Raw genomic sequence first — 16,121 nt, 5'->3', positions numbered from 1 at the left:
TTATTATCTTGTAAGATAACTATAATGCTTTTTCATAATTTAAGATAGCAGTTTTATCTATAATTCTAAAAAAATTATTTTTAATTCAAAAACTTAAAAAATTGTTCCCCTTTACAAAAAGAACTTATGTTCGTATAATTGGTTGTGAAGTAGAATAAGGAGAGGATAGCGATGATTTTTGATTATGAAAAAGAACCTAAAAGAGTGCTTTTTTGTATTGATGTAAAATCCTTTTATGCCTCAGTCGAATGTGTGGCTAGAGGCTATGATCCACTTGAAAAAATGTTAGTTGTGATGAGTCATGCTGAAAACACCGGCGGTCTTGTTCTGGCCTCTTCTCCAAAAGCAAAAGAAGTGCTAGGGATCACCAATGTAACAAGAAAATACGATGTACCCAATCATCCAGAATTAATGATCGTACCGCCACGAATGAATGAATATATCAAAGAAAATATGAAAATCAATGAGCTCTACAAAGAGTATGTTTCAAAAGAAGATTTACATATTTATTCGATTGATGAATCTTTTTTAGATGTAAGTGCTAGTTGGAAATTGTTTGGTCAAACGCCAAAAGCTGTAGCTGAAATCATCCAACAAAGAATCAAAAAAGAGACAGGGTTAGCCATCACAGTTGGAATCGGTGATAATCCTTTATTAGCCAAACTAGCGATGGATATTGAAGCGAAACATAATGAAGAACGGTTAGCTGAGTGGCATTATGAAGATGTTCCTGAAAAAGTCTGGACTATCGAATCAATGACGGATATGTGGGGAATCGGCCATCGATTAGCCAAACGTTTAAACAATTTAGGTATTCGTTCTGTGTATGATTTAGCTCATGCTGATGTAAATAGTCTCAAAAGGAATTTAGGAATCATTGGCGAACAGTTATATGCCCATGCGCATGGTATCGATCGTAGTCGTTTATCTGAAAAATACATACCAGAAGAACGTTCCTATAACAATTCTCAGATTTTGATGCGGGATTATATGAGACAAGATGAGATCGAAGTTGTGATCAGAGAGATGGCGGAACAAGTGGCAGCACGGCTGAGAAAAGCCCATTGCCAGACAGAATGTGTTCATTTATCTGTGGGCTTTTCAAAAGCAGGTTCATCAGGTGGAACAGGGTTTTCAAGACAAATGAAGGTGCCTTTAACAAATAGCAGCAAGCTATTAATCGAATACTGTTTAACCATTTTTAGGCAGCATTGGCATGGAGAAGAGGTGCGACATATTGGAATTACGTATTCCAAACTGAATTACAATACTTATGTACAGTTAGATTTATTTCATGAACCAGATGAGCAGATGAAAGAACTGAAATTAGACAAGTTAATCGATGATATCCGGCAGCGTTTTGGCTATGTTTCTTTGGTCCACGCAAGCTCAGTCTCATCTGGTGGTACAGCAATTTCAAGAGCATCGTTAATTGGTGGACATGCAGGGGGAATGGAGGGCTTGCAATGAGTAAGGAGCGGGATTATTATTTTGAACAGTACCAAGATCGAAAAATGAAAAAGTGGGCTGGGTTTTATTTATCTGAGCATACTACAATGATCGAACAAGAGCAAAAAAAGAAGCCAGTTAAAAAGAAAACTCAAATGACTTGGTCTGAAATCGACGAAGTATTAGCTCAAGCATTTCAGAATCAGATCGAGATTACAATTCAAAAAGAAGAATTGGACAGCGAAGGAAATTACGGGGCAGATATCAAAGGAAGGATTCAAGGTCATGATGAGTTAGGGCTTTATGTAGATGGGCAAAAGATTGGGTATGATGAGATTCGTCATGTGCAGCTTAGTTAAAAAATAGCTAGGATAGAATTCTAGGTGTTCTATCCTAACCCATTTGGACTCAGCCTATTTCTATCAAGAAACAAAAAACAAATCGACTAGTGCTAATAGAAACATCATCAAAGAAATAAGCCCACAAATAATCAAGTGGCGGCGTTTACGCATCATTATGATTGCAATAAACTCTCTTAAAAAAGCATTTGGGAGGAAGTAAAAGGCTGTTTTTGCCCCGATTCCATCTGCTTTTAAATGCGCCATTTTTGCAAAAAGGCCTGCTCGGAATAGATGGAAATTATTAGTAGTGAAGATTGCTTTAAAGTTTGTTCCACCAAAGCTTGCTTCCATGATTTCTTTAGAAAATTTCATGTTTTCCAAAGTATTTTTAGAATTTGTTTCAACTAAAATATCTTTTTCTGGAATTCCTTTTTCAAGAGCATAATTTTTCATTGCGAGACTTTCTGCAATGTGTTCATCGTCGCCTTTACCACCAGACATAAGAATTTTTGGCGGGTTTAAAGTAGCACGATCTTGCGCTTTGTAAAATTGAATGGCTTTTTCGATCCGTTTTCCTAAAAGTGGGGGAACTGTTTTTCCATCGATCAAGCCTGATCCTAACACAATAATAAAATCTTGTTCATAATTAGGCTGATTAAACTGATAAATAATCGAAATGGTTAAAAAGTTATAGAACACAACGAAAAAGTAAAACATAGAGAAAGGCAAAATACCAAATAATAATGAGGCCCATGAAGGCAAGATTCGTGAGGAGAAGTAGCTGAAAACCAGAAAGACGGTCAACCCAATCGCTAAAAGTAGTGTTAATAGATTTGCTAAGGAATGGCCTTCTTTTTTCATGACAACAATAGCATTCCAATATAAGAAAACCACTAAACCATAAAGACCAATCAATAAAAGCAAGATCAAGACAATACTAGTAATGCCCGCTAAAAGTATTAACAATGGATTAACTGTTCGAACTAACAAAGAGCCTAAATAAGTCATCCCAACAACCAAAAATAGATTGAATAATAAGCCGTTTACTAATCGGCGTTTTTCTTTAAAATAGCAAAAAAGAAAAAGGAATAAAAAGGTTGATGGAATCAAAAAATAATAGGTCTGAAGTTGAACTTCTAAATAGATAACATAAAAGATAAAGCAAAGTGAAAACCAAAGTAATTCATAAAATTTCCAGTTTGGTTTCAATTTTTTTCGACGCCATTTTGGAATCAAGAAGACACCAATCAAATACATAACACCAATAATAATACTAAAATAATTCCCCATAATAGAACTCCTTCAATAAATGATTTCACTACTAGTATAACGAAAAATGAACAAAAAAAATACTATGATGCGTATTTGATCATATTTAGGGAGGTTAGTTTAAAAAGAAACATTCTCCATATTAATAAAATAGAAGAATGTTTCTTTTTATTTATTTACAAGATCGAACGGGAATTGTTATGAAGAAGTGGGTCCCTTCTCCTCTTTCCGAAACTAATGAAAGGTGCCATTCATATTTTGCTACAATCGAAGTAACCGCAAATAAGCCTAGGCCAGTCCCTTCATCAGCTGACTTTGTGGTGAAGAAGGGTTCAAATATTTTTTCTTTTAAATCTGCCGGAATCCCTGGACCATTATCAGAGATTTCCAGTGTCACAAACTGATCGATATGATTGGTTCGATGATTGTCTTTTTTTAGTGTCTTAGTTAATTCTTCTGAAGCAGGAGACACATTGATCGCAATTTTTTGCGCCTTTTCTGAATTCTCTTTTGTTGCTTGATAGGCGTTAGTGATCAAGTTATAAATCAAATTTTGTAGATCCGTTTCTTCCAATTTAGTCGTGCCTAGATTTTCTTGAATAGAGAGAGAAAGTCTAACGTTTTTAGGAATGATTTCTCCTATTAGATGAGTAGCGACACCGATCGCAGCGGAAATATCGATCCATTCTTGTACGCTTTTTTGCGGCTTTGAAAACCGCAGCACATTTGAAGATAATTGCTTTCCTTTTTGAGCTGAATGTAAGATCTCTTCTAAATCTGCTTCTAATATAGGATCATCCTGATGTTCTTCCAACAATAATTGAGTGTTCCCAATAATCGGTGTTAAGAAATTATTCATATCATGAACGATTGACGTCGTCAGTAAACCGACCGTTTCCATTTTATTTCGTTGATAGAGTTCAAGTTCAAGCTGATGCTGCATTTTTTGTTGCTTCTGTTTTTCGATCAGCTTCCGATTTTCTGCTTCAATCGTTTCTTTTCTTCGGAAATTATGAATGAATAGTGAGCAAATAATAATTAATAATAATAATAAAACCAAAAGAAAGGATAGAACGATTACGAAATTTATAATATCATCATTTCGTTCATTATAATCAGCATTGATGGCAACCACCCAATGGGCTAAACCAACATCGATCCATTCAAAGGCACTGATTTTTAAAACTTCTGTAGGAGTATCTTCATCCCACCAATAAGATTTATAGGTCAATTTTCCCGAAGAATGGTTTAGTTGATATTTTTCTAAACGTTTTAAATCAGAATAATCAAAATCGGGGTAAAGTTTTTCTCGCCCGTTGATGATGTCTAACCCAACTTGTTGGGCTACAGGATGCATTACAACGGTCATTGATCGATCTTTAATCATAGGATACCCTTTATAATCTAGTTCAAAATCTTGAAGGAAATTTTTATAAAAGGCTTCCAAATTTAACGGTAAAATCAAATAACCATCGATTTGACCAGTCGTTGTTTTGATTTCTTGGTAAAAATTGACATAGGCTTTTTTATTGATAAAATAAGAGTCCCCGTTTTGCGCAGTTGGTTTATCGAGTAACTGTTTCAAAGACAAGTCATGACGAATGAATGGCCGAATCGTTTCGATATCTGCAATGTCGACCTGCTTTTTTTCAGTATCCCAATGAAAAGCATACAAGGGTGTACCGTCCGCTTCCATATAAAAAAGAACATTCGCTTCATTATTTAGCGAGTCAAAGAATGTATTTAAAGAAGAGCGGCTATTTTGTAAATAGGTCGCGGGATCATCACTATTTTTTAAATTGCCATCGATTGCTAAGTAATTAAGTGCTTGATGCCGATTTTTCATAGAAAGTTGGATCACTTTTCCAACATATTCCGTTGATTGCAGTAAAAAGTCCTGTCCGCTTTCCGTGGTTGTTTTGCGGATAACGGAAAAACCACGAATTGCAAAGAAAACGGATACAACAATAAAGACAATCATTGCTGAAATCATGATGTTTACAATTCTATTCGTTCGTTTCATTGGTATAGCTCCTTTTAAAAGTCTGTTCATATCATAACAAGTTCATGTTGAAATTTAAAGATAATTCGGCTATTGTATAGATAATGGCAAAAGAATAAAGAGGTGTAGACGTTGCGAAACGAAAAAATTTTAGTGGTTGACGATGATGCTGCAATTCGCCGTTTGATTTGGAAGTCGCTTCAGTCAACGGGATTATTGGTGTATCAAAGTGATACGATTGAAAAAACATTAGACATCATGGATCGAGTGGAATTTCAATTGTTTCTTTTGGATGTCAGCTTAGAACATGAAAATGATGGATATCATTTAGCTCAATTGATTAGGGAACGGCAACCTTTGACACCGATTATATTTGTTAGCGGGAAAAAAAGCGAGCAGGATATTATCAGTGGTCTAGAATCAGGAGGAGATGTGTATCTTTCTAAACCTTTTGCCCCAGATGTTTTACGCGCCCAAGTTATCAGTACCTTGAACCGAACAGAACAGCTATTGACACTAAGTCAACATCGTGATGAAACGATGTTGAAAGAAGGCATCTTTTCATTTGATAAACATCAATATCAATTTTGTAAAAATAGTGAAATAGTGAATATGACGTCTAAAGAAATCATGATGATTTTGTTCTTTATGGAAAATCCGTATCAAGTATTTAGTAAAGAACAGATTTATGCAAGTGTTTGGAGTGATGGGGATATGGATAAAAATCTCATCACTGTTTATATTAATTATCTAAGAAATAAAATCGAAGACGATCCTAAAAAGCCCCAATATTTACAGACAGTGTGGGGGATCGGCTATCTATTCAATCCACAAGGAAAAGAAGCTGGAAGTAGTGTCTAGTTTTTAAGTATGTAAAGCTTAAACTAAACCTTCTAAGCGGGCAAAAAAGAAACTTAAGGCTAGTAAGTCAGCAGCTCCGCCAGGACTTAGGTTGTCTTGTATTAATTTTTGATCAAAGAAAATCAGTAATTTTTCTAGTTCTTCCACAGAATTATCGGCAGCAAACAAGTTGAGGAGATCCGCAGCTTGTTTTTTGACGTTTTGCCAAGCTGAAATGCCACCTCGGTTGATCACGTTAGAGTCTTCGGTGGTAGCCATTAAATGCAGTAGTAATAACAAGAACATTACTCTTGTTGAGTGTCTTTGGCATTGTCTTAGAAATGGCAGAGCAATCGTTTTGAGTGAAGGGTATCCAGCTTCGGCTTCTCCTCTAATGCCAGTGATCCCATAGTCTAAATAAAGTTTTTCTCCATAACTCAACTGCTTTTTGTTTGTTAAGTCAGCAAAATCTTTGGCAAGTAAGCCGGTTGTCATATGCTTTACATACGCTAAAATGTCCGTAGTGTTTTGCTCAGAAAAGGGAACCGTTAATTGGTGTTCTTGCATCATTTTTCCAGTGGCACTTAAAAGCAGTGCAAAAGAAAAATTTGCTCCTTTATGAGTGTTGATTCCTTTGGTTTTGATCAGCATCATTTTTTCAGCTTGTTGTCCTAGCATTCGGACCTTTTCAAATAAGTCAACAAGCGTTCCTTCATGAGTGAAGCCCAGTTGGACGTATTCAGTAAAAAAAGGTGCAAGAGCGATGCTGCTATCGATAAAGGTTAAATAATTCATATCTTTATGTGCACCACAGCTTACCGGATCGACTAAACCTGGTTTTGGAGATAGAGTGGCTTCATACAACAATGCTTGTAAAGCAAATTCACCGATCAGCTGTGGATTTGTTTTTTTAGTTAGCTGTTTCATGTAAGTGTTTTTCCATTTCTTTAATAATGAATGTTTGAGAATAGTCTAGATGCTCAGTAATCAATTGTTTTAGTTGTTCTTCTTCTTGGTTCATCATGCATTGATAAATCAACCAATGTTCATTTAGCGCTTTATCTCTTCGATCTTTTGAGCGAATGGAAATATCTCGGAAATAGACAAGGTACTCTCGCAACTTCATAACGATCGATTTTAATCGCAACATTTTGCTTTTTTCATAGATCAGCTCATTAAAATCAGAAAATTTTTGCAGTACTTGGTCGATTTCATTTGCTTCATTTAAACGCTCTGTTTCTTCCAGCAGTGCTTTCAATTCATCAAAATCTTCTGGAGACATCTCTTTCATTGCAGTGATGGTGGCTAAAACATCTAGAGACTTTCTGATTGCATAAATTTCGGTTGCATCATTCAGTGAGATGCCACGAACAATAATCCCTACCCCTCGAACATGATCAACTAATCCTTCTTCAACAAGTTTTTGTAAGGCGTAACGAATCGGCGTACGACTGATATTCATCACTTCGGAAAATTCTTTTTCGTTGATTCGTTGTCCAGCAGGAATTTCTCCTAGAATGATCGTTTTTCTAAAGGCTTTGTACACGAGTTCTTTTAAAGGTTCATTCAGACTTAAATCTAAATTTTTTCCAACAGCTTCTGATATAGTACTCATTGGATCACTCCTTTGCACGTTGATAATAGAAAAGATAAATGAATCTTTTCATTCTGTATTGCTAAGAATCAGCTAAAAAATATAAGAAAAACTTCTACTTAAACAGAAAATCGCACAAGCCATTTTAAGGATTGTGCGATTTTCAAAGGTCACATGTTATTGCGGAATATAAAGTGGCATATGGCCAGTTAGCACAATTGTTACAACAAAGATAATGAAAATCCCCAATGCCCATTTTGCAGATTCTTTTTGCCATTGCCCCATATCTAAACCTGTTAAACGAAGTAATAGGTAGATGAAGGCAACTAAAGGACTTAACAAGTGGAATGCTTGCCCCATCAATGAAGCCAATGCCATCTGCATATCGGTGAATCCATAAGCACGTCCAGCTTCTGCTAAAACAGGTAAGACCCCAAAGTAGAACCCATCATTTGAAATAAAGAAGGTACCAGGAGCTGAAATCAATGCGATGACTAAGCCCCAGAAGCCCGCCAATTGATTTGGAATGATTTTTGTGAAACTTTGAGCTAATGCATCTGCCATACCAGTTCCTTGGAAAAGTCCCATAAAGACCCCTGCTGCGAAAACTAGAATAACAACTTGAACAGCGTCGCCGCCATTTGCGCCGATCCGTTTAGACTGATCTTTTAAGACTGGGTAATTGACCATCAAAGCAACAACTGTCCCGGTTAAGAATAAGAACAACGGGGGTAAGCCAAGACCGACGAATGAATCAGTGACCAACAACGCAATCAATGAAATCGTTAGAATAGCATTGAATAGCCAAATTTTAGGACGGCGAATCGCCAATGTTTCTTCGTCCGTTACAGTTGTCATGGCATCGATTTCTGCATCAGTTAGCTGTTTAATCCCAAGACGAGCTCGTTCTTTTCTACCCATAGAAGGTGCTACGATGAAAATCACATAAAGTAGAGCGAGGATCATTCCAGGAATTAAGTAAGCTAAAATTTCAGCACCAACATTCAACACACTCATTGCACGAGCAGTTGGCCCACCCCAAGGAAGCAAGTTCATGATCGTATTTTGTAAAATAACCAAAACACCTAAATTCATCAATTTCATATCTAACTTTTTATAGATAGGAATAAAAGCAGAACAGCAAATCAAGGTTGTAGTTGTGCCATCGCCATTAAGAGAAACAGCTGCTGCAACAACAGCCGTCGCGATCAATACTTTCATCGGATCGCCTTTTGCAATGTGGATCATCTTCTTAGTGATTGGGTCAAATAACCCCGCATCCAACATAATTGAAAAATAAAGAATGGCAAACAATAACATGATACCCGTGGTGGATGTTGTTTTAATTCCTTCCATAACAAAGTCTCCGATAGATCCTTTATTAGAAACACCAGCAAACATTGCAATCAGAGCAAAAATCAGTGGAATCAAAACCAAAGCTGTAAACGGTGACATTTTCTTTTTCATGATGACGAACATAAAGACGATGATCATCACATAAGATAAAACAGTTAATAACATTTTTTTCTCTCCTTCAACACTAAATTCGTTTTCCAAAACAATCGGGCGTCTCTTTGGATGTGTTGGATCAATAGAAAAATAACAATAAGGTAATGCTAGAAAGCCCTTTCTTGTTTCGTTTAACAATGTTTAGTTTAAGCGAAGAAAGTTTAGATAAATAGATGAAGAGGGGAAAAAGAACACCAAAAAAACACAAATGAGAGCGGTTTCTTAAAGAGATGTTAATAAGATGTTAATAAATCCTTAAATGCTTATAAACGTTGTTATATCAACGTTTTTGTATGTTTTAAATGGATAGAGAGGAGAAGGAACAGCGAAAGAACAATTTCTGGTTGAAGAATTCATTTTATTGTAATCGTTTTTACCTATAATGAATTCATAAACAGAAAGGATGTGAGTTCATGGGTCTATTTGAACGGCTGTTTAATAAAGAAAAGACGGAAATAAAAAAAGATGAAGTACCACTTTTTCCTACTATAGAAGAACAGAATGAATGGCAGGAAGTTGCTGGCTACATTCCAATAGAAGGAGGAGAGTATCAATTAGTTTCGCTAATTGCAACAGCAATTGCGGCTGGAGAACAGCCTGAAAGTAAATTTGTTATTAAACGCATTTCAAAAAGAAATCCAGAAGCACAACTGGTTTCTGTGATCGCTACCAGTATTGCAGCAGCTGATCACGCACAGAGTCAGTTTGTCATTCGATCAATCAAGGAAAACAAAATGAAGTAGAGTTTGGATGACTTGACGGTTTTGACTAGTTTTTTGGAAAAAATAAAAATTGAATGTGACAAAAAGCATCACCGTCAATTTTAGCTATTTTTCAGTCAGAGCAGAATGAGCCTGCTACACTTTTATGTTATCTAGTTTCACGGGCTAGTCTCTCGGAAAAAAGATAAAATCTGCCTGTGACAAAAAGCGTCACAAACATATTTTTCTATTTTTCAGTCGAGCCTGGACGAGCCTGCTACACTTTTATGTTATCTAGTTTCATGGGCTAGTCTCTCGGAAAAAAGATAAAATCTGCCTGTGACAAAAAGCGTCACAAACATATTTTTCTGTTTTTCAGTCGAGCCTGGACGAGCCTGCTACACTTTTAATTTTAGGAGGAGAAAAAATGTTACGTAAGTTTAAAATCGCAATTGATGGAAAAGAGTATTTAGTAGAGATGGAAGAAATTGGCGGTGTACCACAAGCGCCAGTTGCAACGCCAACGGCACCAGCAGCACCTGTGGTAGAAGCAGTACCAACACTAGCACCTGCGCCGGGCGAGCAAGCAGCACCTACAGTAAGCACACCAGCCGGAAGTGATGCAATGCCATCACCGATGCCTGGAACAATCTTAAAAATTTTGGTAAATATTGGTGATACGGTTCAAGAAAATCAACCATTAATGATTCTTGAAGCGATGAAAATGGAGAATGAAATCGTAGCTGGCAAAGCTGGAACAGTTACGGGAATTCATGTGCAACAAGGTGATATGGTCAATCCAGGAGAACCGCTTATTACAATCAATTAAATAAGAAAAAAGTAATTTAATTTTAAAAGAGGAAGTGACGTTTGTGGAGACATTAATTGAAGGCGTAGTGGGAATGGGACAGGAGCCTGGTCGTATTGTAATGATGGTGATTGGTGGGATCTTGATGTACCTAGGTATCAAAAAAGAGTACGAACCGACTTTACTTGTGCCTATGGGATTAGGAACGATTTTAGTCAATTTTCCTAATTCCGGTGTACTAAGTGCTGGCGGAGAAGCCGGTCCCTTTCAGGTGTTGTTTGACATGGGAATTTCGACGGAGTTATTTCCACTATTACTATTTATTGGAATTGGCGCTATGATCGATTTTGGGCCATTATTACAAAATCCATTTTTATTATTGTTTGGTGCAGCTGCGCAATTCGGGATTTTCTTTACGATTATTGCAGCAGTATTATTGGGCTTCGATTTAAATGACGCAGCTTCTATTGGGATTATTGGAGCAGCAGATGGTCCAACATCTATCTTCGTTGCAAATACATTGAATTCGAAATATATGGGCGCAATTATGGTGGCAGCTTATTCTTATATGGCCTTGGTTCCTATTATTCAACCAGTGGCAATTAAGGCCGTTACAACGAAAAAGGAACGCCAAATCCGTATGACGTATCGTGCGGGTGAAGTATCACAAACAGCGAAAATTTTATTTCCAATCGTAATTACGGTTGTTGCTGGATTGGTGGCACCAGTTTCGCTTCCGCTAGTTGGCTTCTTAATGTTTGGGAACTTGCTGCGTGAATGTGGCGTCTTAGATCGTTTATCTGTGACAGCTCAAAATGAGCTAGTAAACATCATCAGTATTGTGTTAGGGTTAGCAATTTCAGTAAAAATGCAGTACGAAGAATTCTTACAAGTTGATACCTTGATGGTCATTGGACTTGGGTTAGTTGCTTTTGTAATGGATTCTGTTGGCGGTGTCTTATTTGCGAAATTATTAAATCTGTTTAGAAAAGAAAAAATCAATCCGATGATTGGTGCAGCAGGAATTTCAGCGTTTCCAATGTCCAGCCGAGTGATTCAAAAAATGGCAACGGACGAAGACCCGCAGAACTTTATTTTAATGCATGCAGCAGGTGCTAATGTATCTGGACAAATCGCATCCGTTATTGCGGGCGGTTTATTATTGGCATTACTTGCGTAGGATTTTGATAGCATAGGAAGAAAGGAGCTTGGCTTATGTCAGCTGATTTACTAAAATCATTTGAGCTATTGTTTTTTGGGTGGGGTGGCGTGTTTGTTGTCATTTTTGTGATTTACTTTGCGTCGCTTGTGTTAAGTAAAGTATTTCCACCGAATAAATAGGAAGTGATACGGAATGAATATCAGAAGAATTTGGCTTGATCGAGATCAGAGGGGAAGGCAGCAGTGGTCAGATTTTCTAACTAGGGCTGATCTAATACCTGATGATCATCTAGACTATACGATCGGTATCTATGATCAGGAGAAGCTTATTGGAACAGGCTCGATTTTTCAGAATATTTTGAAATGCATTGCAATCGACTTCTCTTATCAAAATGAAAATTTACTTTCTAAAATTGTTCAAGTATTACGAGAACGGTTGCAGGAAATAGGGTATCAGCATTATTTTTTGTATACCAAACCAAAAAACAGTCAGTTGTTTCAATCTTTAGGCTTTGCTGAAATTGCGGCAACAGCTGAACTGGTTTTTATGGAGCAAGGCTTTCCTGACTTTGAAGACTATTTAGCGGAACTTAAAAAGCATCAGCGAATGACAAAGTACAATGCAGCAATTGTAATGAATGCCAATCCATTTACAAAGGGTCATTTATACTTAGTTACAGAGGCCGCTAAACGTGCTGAGACGGTTTATCTCTTTGTTTTGTCTGAGGAGCGCTCTCTGTTTGATGCAAAGACTCGTTTTGAACTGGTAAAAGAAGGAGTCAGTCATTTATCAAACGTTGTTGTTTTACCAACAAGAGAATACATGGTATCCAGTGCAACTTTTCCATCTTATTTTTTGAAAGATCAAGCGAAAGCTAATATTGCGCAAGTTCAAGCTGTTTTGGATGCTACTTTATTTAAAGAAAAGATTGCTTCTGCTTTATCGATTACAACTAGATTTGTTGGAGAAGAGCCATTTTCAGAGGTAACAGAGATTTATAATCAGGCAATGAAAAAGACTTTTGGTTCTCAGCTGAAGCTAGTTATTTTACCAAGAAAACGAATTGGTGAAGAAGTTATCAGTGCTACTAGAGTGCGAGCTTTGATGGAACAGGAACTTTATACAGCGATCAAGCCCCTTGTTCCGCCTAAAACTTTTGAAGAAATAATCAAACAAAAAAATAAGTAATGAGGTGTATATTTTGGAAATCAAACAAAACGCATCTGCTGGTACAACTGAATCAAGTGATATCATGATTACAATTGGAAAAAACAGCGGACAAGGAATTCTAATTGAATTAGACAGTAGTGTTGAAAAGCAATTTGGTCGTCAAATTCGTGAAAAAATACAAGAAACTTTAACTAATTTGTCAGTTACGGATGCGAAGGTTCAGGCAATTGATAAGGGAGCATTGGATTGTACAATTCAAGCTCGAACGGTGGCAGCTGTTTATCGCGCTACTGGTGAAGAAAATGTAGACTGGCAGGTGTTAAATACATGGAACGTTTAAGAAGAACGATGATGTTTGTACCTGGAGCGAATGCTTCAATGTTAAGAGACGCCACTTTATATGGCGCTGATTCGTTGATGTTTGACCTTGAAGATGCGGTTTCATTGAAAGAAAAAGATAGCGCCCGTTTACTTGTCTATCATGCCTTGAGAACATTTGATTATTCTTCTGTAGAAACTGTTGTTCGAATCAACGGATTAGATACAGTAGGGAGACAAGACGTTGAAGCGATGGTTTTAGCAGGTGTTGATGTGATTCGTTTACCTAAAACAGAAACTGCTCAAGATATTGTGGATGTAGAGACAGTTATCACTGAAATGGAAACAAAATATGGAATCGCTGTTGGCACCACGAAAATGATGGCGGCAATCGAGTCAGCAGAGGGTGTTTTAAATGCTCGAGAGATTGCTCAGGCAAGTGATCGCTTGATCGGTATTGCGCTTGGAGCCGAGGATTATGTAACAAATATGAAAACACATCGTTATCCAGATGGACAAGAATTATTTTTTGCCCGTAGTTTTATTTTACATTCAGCTAGAGCTGCCGGAATTGCAGCAATTGACACTGTTTATTCAAATGTAGAGAATACAGAAGGTTTCTTAGCAGAAGTTGAATTAATCAAACAATTAGGTTTTGATGGAAAATCAGTCATTAATCCACGTCAAATACCATTGGTAAATAGTGTCTATGAGCCGACTGAAAAAGAAATCCAACATGCGAAAGAAGTAATTTGGGGAATTCGTGAAGCCGAAGCAAAAGGCTCAGGCGTGATTTCAGTGAACGGAAAAATGGTCGATAAACCAATTGTTGAACGTGCAGAGCGAGTAATTGCTTTAGCCATTGCAGCAAAATTAATTTCTGAGGAGGAAGTCTAAAATGAAAAATAATGTAGGCAAAGAAATTCCAGATAATTATGCTGAGCAATACGGTTTATTTAAAGGTGAACTAGCGAATATTCAGGAGTACAAAGAATCTAGCCGCACAATCATTCCTGTCAGACCAAGGGATACAAAGCTATTAGGAAGTTTAAAAGAAGCGATTGAAAAAACAGGATTAAAAGATGGGATGACGATTTCTTTCCATCATCATTTCAGAGAAGGCGATTTTGTGATGAACATGGTATTAAAGGAAATCGCAGCGATGGGCATCAAAAATCTATCAATTGCGCCAAGTTCGATTGCCAATGTTCATGAACCATTGATCGACCATATCAAAAATGGAGTGGTAACAAATATTACCTCTAGTGGGTTACGTGATAAAGTTGGTGCTGCGATTTCTGAAGGTATCATGGAAAACCCTGTTGTGATCAGATCTCATGGTGGTCGTGCGAGAGCGATTGCTACGGGTGATATCCATATTGATGTGGCTTTTCTTGGCGCACCAAGTTCAGATGCCTATGGCAATGTAAATGGAATCAAAGGCAAAGCAACATGTGGTTCATTAGGCTATGCAATGATCGATGCGAAGTATGCAGATCAAGTAGTAGTCATTACAGATAGCTTGATGCCCTATCCCAACACACCAATCAGTATCCCACAAACCGATGTGGATTTTGTTGTAGAAGTTGATGCGATCGGTGATCCTGATGGGATTGCTAAAGGAGCTACTCGTTTTACAAAGAATCCAAAAGAACTCTTGATTGCGGAATACGCAGCGAAAGTTATCACACATTCGCCTTACTATAAAAATGGCTTCTCTTTCCAAACGGGAACTGGCGGTGCAGCATTAGCTGTATCTAGATTTTTGAAAGAAGCCATGATCAAAGATGGGATTACTGCTAGTTTTGCTTTAGGTGGTATCACGAACGCGATGGTTGAATTATTAGAAGAAGGACTCGTTGAAAAAATCATTGATGTCCAAGATTTTGATCATCCTTCTGCTGTTTCTTTAGGTAAGAATGAGAATCACTACGAAATCGATGCAAATATGTATGCTTCACCATTAAGTAAGGGCTCTGTCATCAATCAATTAGATACTGCAATTCTTTCAGCGTTAGAAATCGATACGAATTTTAATGTGAACGTGATTACTGGATCAGATGGTGTAATTCGTGGCGCATCTGGCGGACATTCAGATACAAGTGCGGCTTGCAAAATGAGTTTAGTGATTGCACCATTGATCAGAGGAAGAATTCCGACAATCGTTGAAGAAGTAAATACAGTTGTAACGCCAGGTAGTAGTATTGATGTGGTGGTGACAGAAGTTGGGATTGCCATCAATCCAGAAAGACAAGACTTAGTAGAACACTTTAAAGCACTAGATGTTCCACAATTAACAATGAAAGAACTTCAAGAAAAAGCCTATAGTATTGTAGATAAACCAGATGCCATCAAATATGGCGATAAAGTCGTTGCCTTGATCGAATATCGTGATGGGTCAATTATCGATGTGGTCAGAAATGTCTGAAACCTACTTAAAGGGAGAAACGATTACACTGATAGACATGTTGAACGCTCGAGATAAGCGAGTAACTATTCAGCGAGAACTTTTACAAAAGCATCCTGCATGTGTTTTATTAAGTGCTACCATGAATATTCCTGGACCTATAAAGACGAACGAGCGGCTAAGACATATCTTCTTAACTGTCATTAAAGAGATCAATGCTCTTTTTCCTCCTAAAAAAATAGTCGCTCGCAATCACAGAGAGCTGAAAACAGGTTCAGAATATTATTTAGTCCTTGATGAAACATCTGAAGAGTTGAAGAAAAAACTAATTGAGATTGAAGAAAGGCATGTCTATGGTCGCTTAATGGATTTAGATGTCGTTTATCTAAAGGACAAAATCTTACGTTCTGTCAGTCGTACCGAACTAAATCACAAACCAAGGACTTGTTTCATTTGTGAAGCAGAAGCGAAAGTTTGTGGAAGACAAAGACAGCATAGCCTAACAGAAATGCAACAAGCAATCAGTCAACTAATGAGAAAGGAAGGATGAA

At 37.2% G+C, this 16,121-nt stretch carries 17 protein-coding genes; 12 read left to right on the top strand and 5 right to left on the bottom strand.

The window, feature by feature from the left end; translation table 11 throughout:
- Window positions 1-171: 171 nt before the first annotated feature.
- Both BCR24_RS01075 and BCR24_RS01070 read left to right on the top strand, forming a co-directional pair.
- Window positions 172-1,470 (top strand): Y-family DNA polymerase, encoded by a 1,299-nt coding sequence (locus BCR24_RS01075; protein WP_069638704.1) that lies wholly within the window; start codon window positions 172-174, stop codon window positions 1,468-1,470.
- Window positions 1,467-1,808, top strand: coding sequence for a hypothetical protein (locus tag BCR24_RS01070; protein WP_069638703.1), 342 nt, complete (start codon window positions 1,467-1,469; stop codon window positions 1,806-1,808). The genes BCR24_RS01075 and BCR24_RS01070 overlap by 4 nt, the downstream gene beginning before the upstream one ends.
- Window positions 1,809-1,871: 63 nt before the next feature.
- Here the strand turns inward: BCR24_RS01070 and BCR24_RS01065 are convergent, their stop codons facing one another.
- Both BCR24_RS01065 and BCR24_RS01060 read right to left on the bottom strand, forming a co-directional pair.
- Window positions 1,872-3,080, bottom strand: coding sequence for a YdcF family protein (locus BCR24_RS01065; RefSeq protein WP_069638702.1), 1,209 nt, complete (start codon window positions 3,078-3,080; stop codon window positions 1,872-1,874).
- Window positions 3,081-3,231: 151 nt separating this feature from the next.
- Window positions 3,232-5,082, bottom strand: a complete 1,851-nt coding sequence (locus BCR24_RS01060) for a sensor histidine kinase (RefSeq protein WP_069638701.1) — start codon at window positions 5,080-5,082, stop codon at window positions 3,232-3,234.
- Window positions 5,083-5,193: 111 nt separating this feature from the next.
- Here BCR24_RS01060 and BCR24_RS01055 point away from each other — a divergent pair, with 111 nt between their 5' ends.
- The gene (locus tag BCR24_RS01055) at window positions 5,194-5,922 is read left to right on the top strand and encodes a response regulator transcription factor (protein ID WP_069638700.1); all 729 of its coding nucleotides are present in this window, start codon (window positions 5,194-5,196) and stop codon (window positions 5,920-5,922) included.
- Window positions 5,923-5,940: 18 nt separating this feature from the next.
- On the opposite strand, the gene citG is transcribed toward BCR24_RS01055, so the two are convergent.
- The 3 genes from citG to BCR24_RS01040 form a co-directional block, all read right to left on the bottom strand.
- Entirely contained in the window at window positions 5,941-6,828 is an 888-nt protein-coding gene (gene citG, locus BCR24_RS01050; RefSeq protein ID WP_069638699.1) for a triphosphoribosyl-dephospho-CoA synthase CitG, read from the bottom strand.
- Window positions 6,812-7,516 (bottom strand): GntR family transcriptional regulator, encoded by a 705-nt coding sequence (locus BCR24_RS01045; RefSeq protein WP_069638698.1) that lies wholly within the window; start codon window positions 7,514-7,516, stop codon window positions 6,812-6,814. The genes citG and BCR24_RS01045 overlap by 17 nt, the downstream gene beginning before the upstream one ends.
- A 156-nt stretch (window positions 7,517-7,672) precedes the next feature.
- Window positions 7,673-9,016 carry a CitMHS family transporter gene (locus BCR24_RS01040; protein WP_069638697.1) on the bottom strand — a complete coding sequence of 448 codons (1,344 nt, stop codon included), beginning with the start codon at window positions 9,014-9,016 and terminating at the stop codon, window positions 7,673-7,675.
- A 401-nt stretch (window positions 9,017-9,417) separates the two neighbouring features.
- Between BCR24_RS01040 and BCR24_RS01035 the strand changes: the two genes are divergently transcribed.
- The 9 genes from BCR24_RS01035 to citX all read left to right on the top strand — a co-directional run bounded on the left by BCR24_RS01035 (window position 9,418) and on the right by citX (window position 16,120).
- Entirely contained in the window at window positions 9,418-9,747 is a 330-nt protein-coding gene (locus BCR24_RS01035) for a hypothetical protein (protein ID WP_069638696.1), read from the top strand.
- Between the two features lie 385 nt (window positions 9,748-10,132).
- The gene (locus tag BCR24_RS01030) at window positions 10,133-10,534 is read left to right on the top strand and encodes an acetyl-CoA carboxylase biotin carboxyl carrier protein subunit (RefSeq protein ID WP_069638695.1); all 402 of its coding nucleotides are present in this window, start codon (window positions 10,133-10,135) and stop codon (window positions 10,532-10,534) included.
- Window positions 10,535-10,577: 43 nt separating this feature from the next.
- The gene (locus tag BCR24_RS01025) at window positions 10,578-11,693 is read left to right on the top strand and encodes a sodium ion-translocating decarboxylase subunit beta (protein WP_010764492.1); all 1,116 of its coding nucleotides are present in this window, start codon (window positions 10,578-10,580) and stop codon (window positions 11,691-11,693) included.
- 35 nt (window positions 11,694-11,728) lie between these two features.
- On the top strand, window positions 11,729-11,854 hold the full coding sequence (locus BCR24_RS17235) for an OadG-related small transporter subunit (protein ID WP_275579388.1): 126 nt from the start codon (window positions 11,729-11,731) through the stop codon (window positions 11,852-11,854).
- A 13-nt stretch (window positions 11,855-11,867) separates the two neighbouring features.
- Window positions 11,868-12,863 (top strand): [citrate (pro-3S)-lyase] ligase, encoded by a 996-nt coding sequence (citC, locus tag BCR24_RS01020; protein WP_069638694.1) that lies wholly within the window; start codon window positions 11,868-11,870, stop codon window positions 12,861-12,863.
- Window positions 12,864-12,876: 13 nt separating this feature from the next.
- Window positions 12,877-13,185: a citrate lyase acyl carrier protein gene (citD, locus tag BCR24_RS01015; protein ID WP_069638693.1), complete on the top strand. Its 309-nt coding sequence runs from the start codon at window positions 12,877-12,879 to the stop codon at window positions 13,183-13,185.
- Window positions 13,173-14,060: a citrate (pro-3S)-lyase subunit beta gene (gene citE, locus BCR24_RS01010; protein WP_069638692.1), complete on the top strand. Its 888-nt coding sequence runs from the start codon at window positions 13,173-13,175 to the stop codon at window positions 14,058-14,060. The genes citD and citE overlap by 13 nt, the downstream gene beginning before the upstream one ends.
- A gap of 1 nt (window position 14,061) precedes the next feature.
- Window positions 14,062-15,591: a citrate lyase subunit alpha gene (gene citF / locus BCR24_RS01005; protein ID WP_069638691.1), complete on the top strand. Its 1,530-nt coding sequence runs from the start codon at window positions 14,062-14,064 to the stop codon at window positions 15,589-15,591.
- Window positions 15,584-16,120 carry a citrate lyase holo-[acyl-carrier protein] synthase gene (gene citX, locus BCR24_RS01000; RefSeq protein WP_239574071.1) on the top strand — a complete coding sequence of 179 codons (537 nt, stop codon included), beginning with the start codon at window positions 15,584-15,586 and terminating at the stop codon, window positions 16,118-16,120. Before citF ends, citX begins: the two co-directional genes overlap by 8 nt.
- The last annotated feature ends 1 nt before the right edge of the window (window position 16,121 follow it).

The sequence above is a fragment of the Enterococcus ureilyticus genome, from assembly GCF_001730315.1.
In the GTDB taxonomy this organism is placed as follows: Bacteria; Bacillota; Bacilli; order Lactobacillales; family Enterococcaceae; genus Enterococcus_L; species Enterococcus_L ureilyticus.
This window is presented reverse-complemented; position numbering and strand designations above follow the sequence as displayed.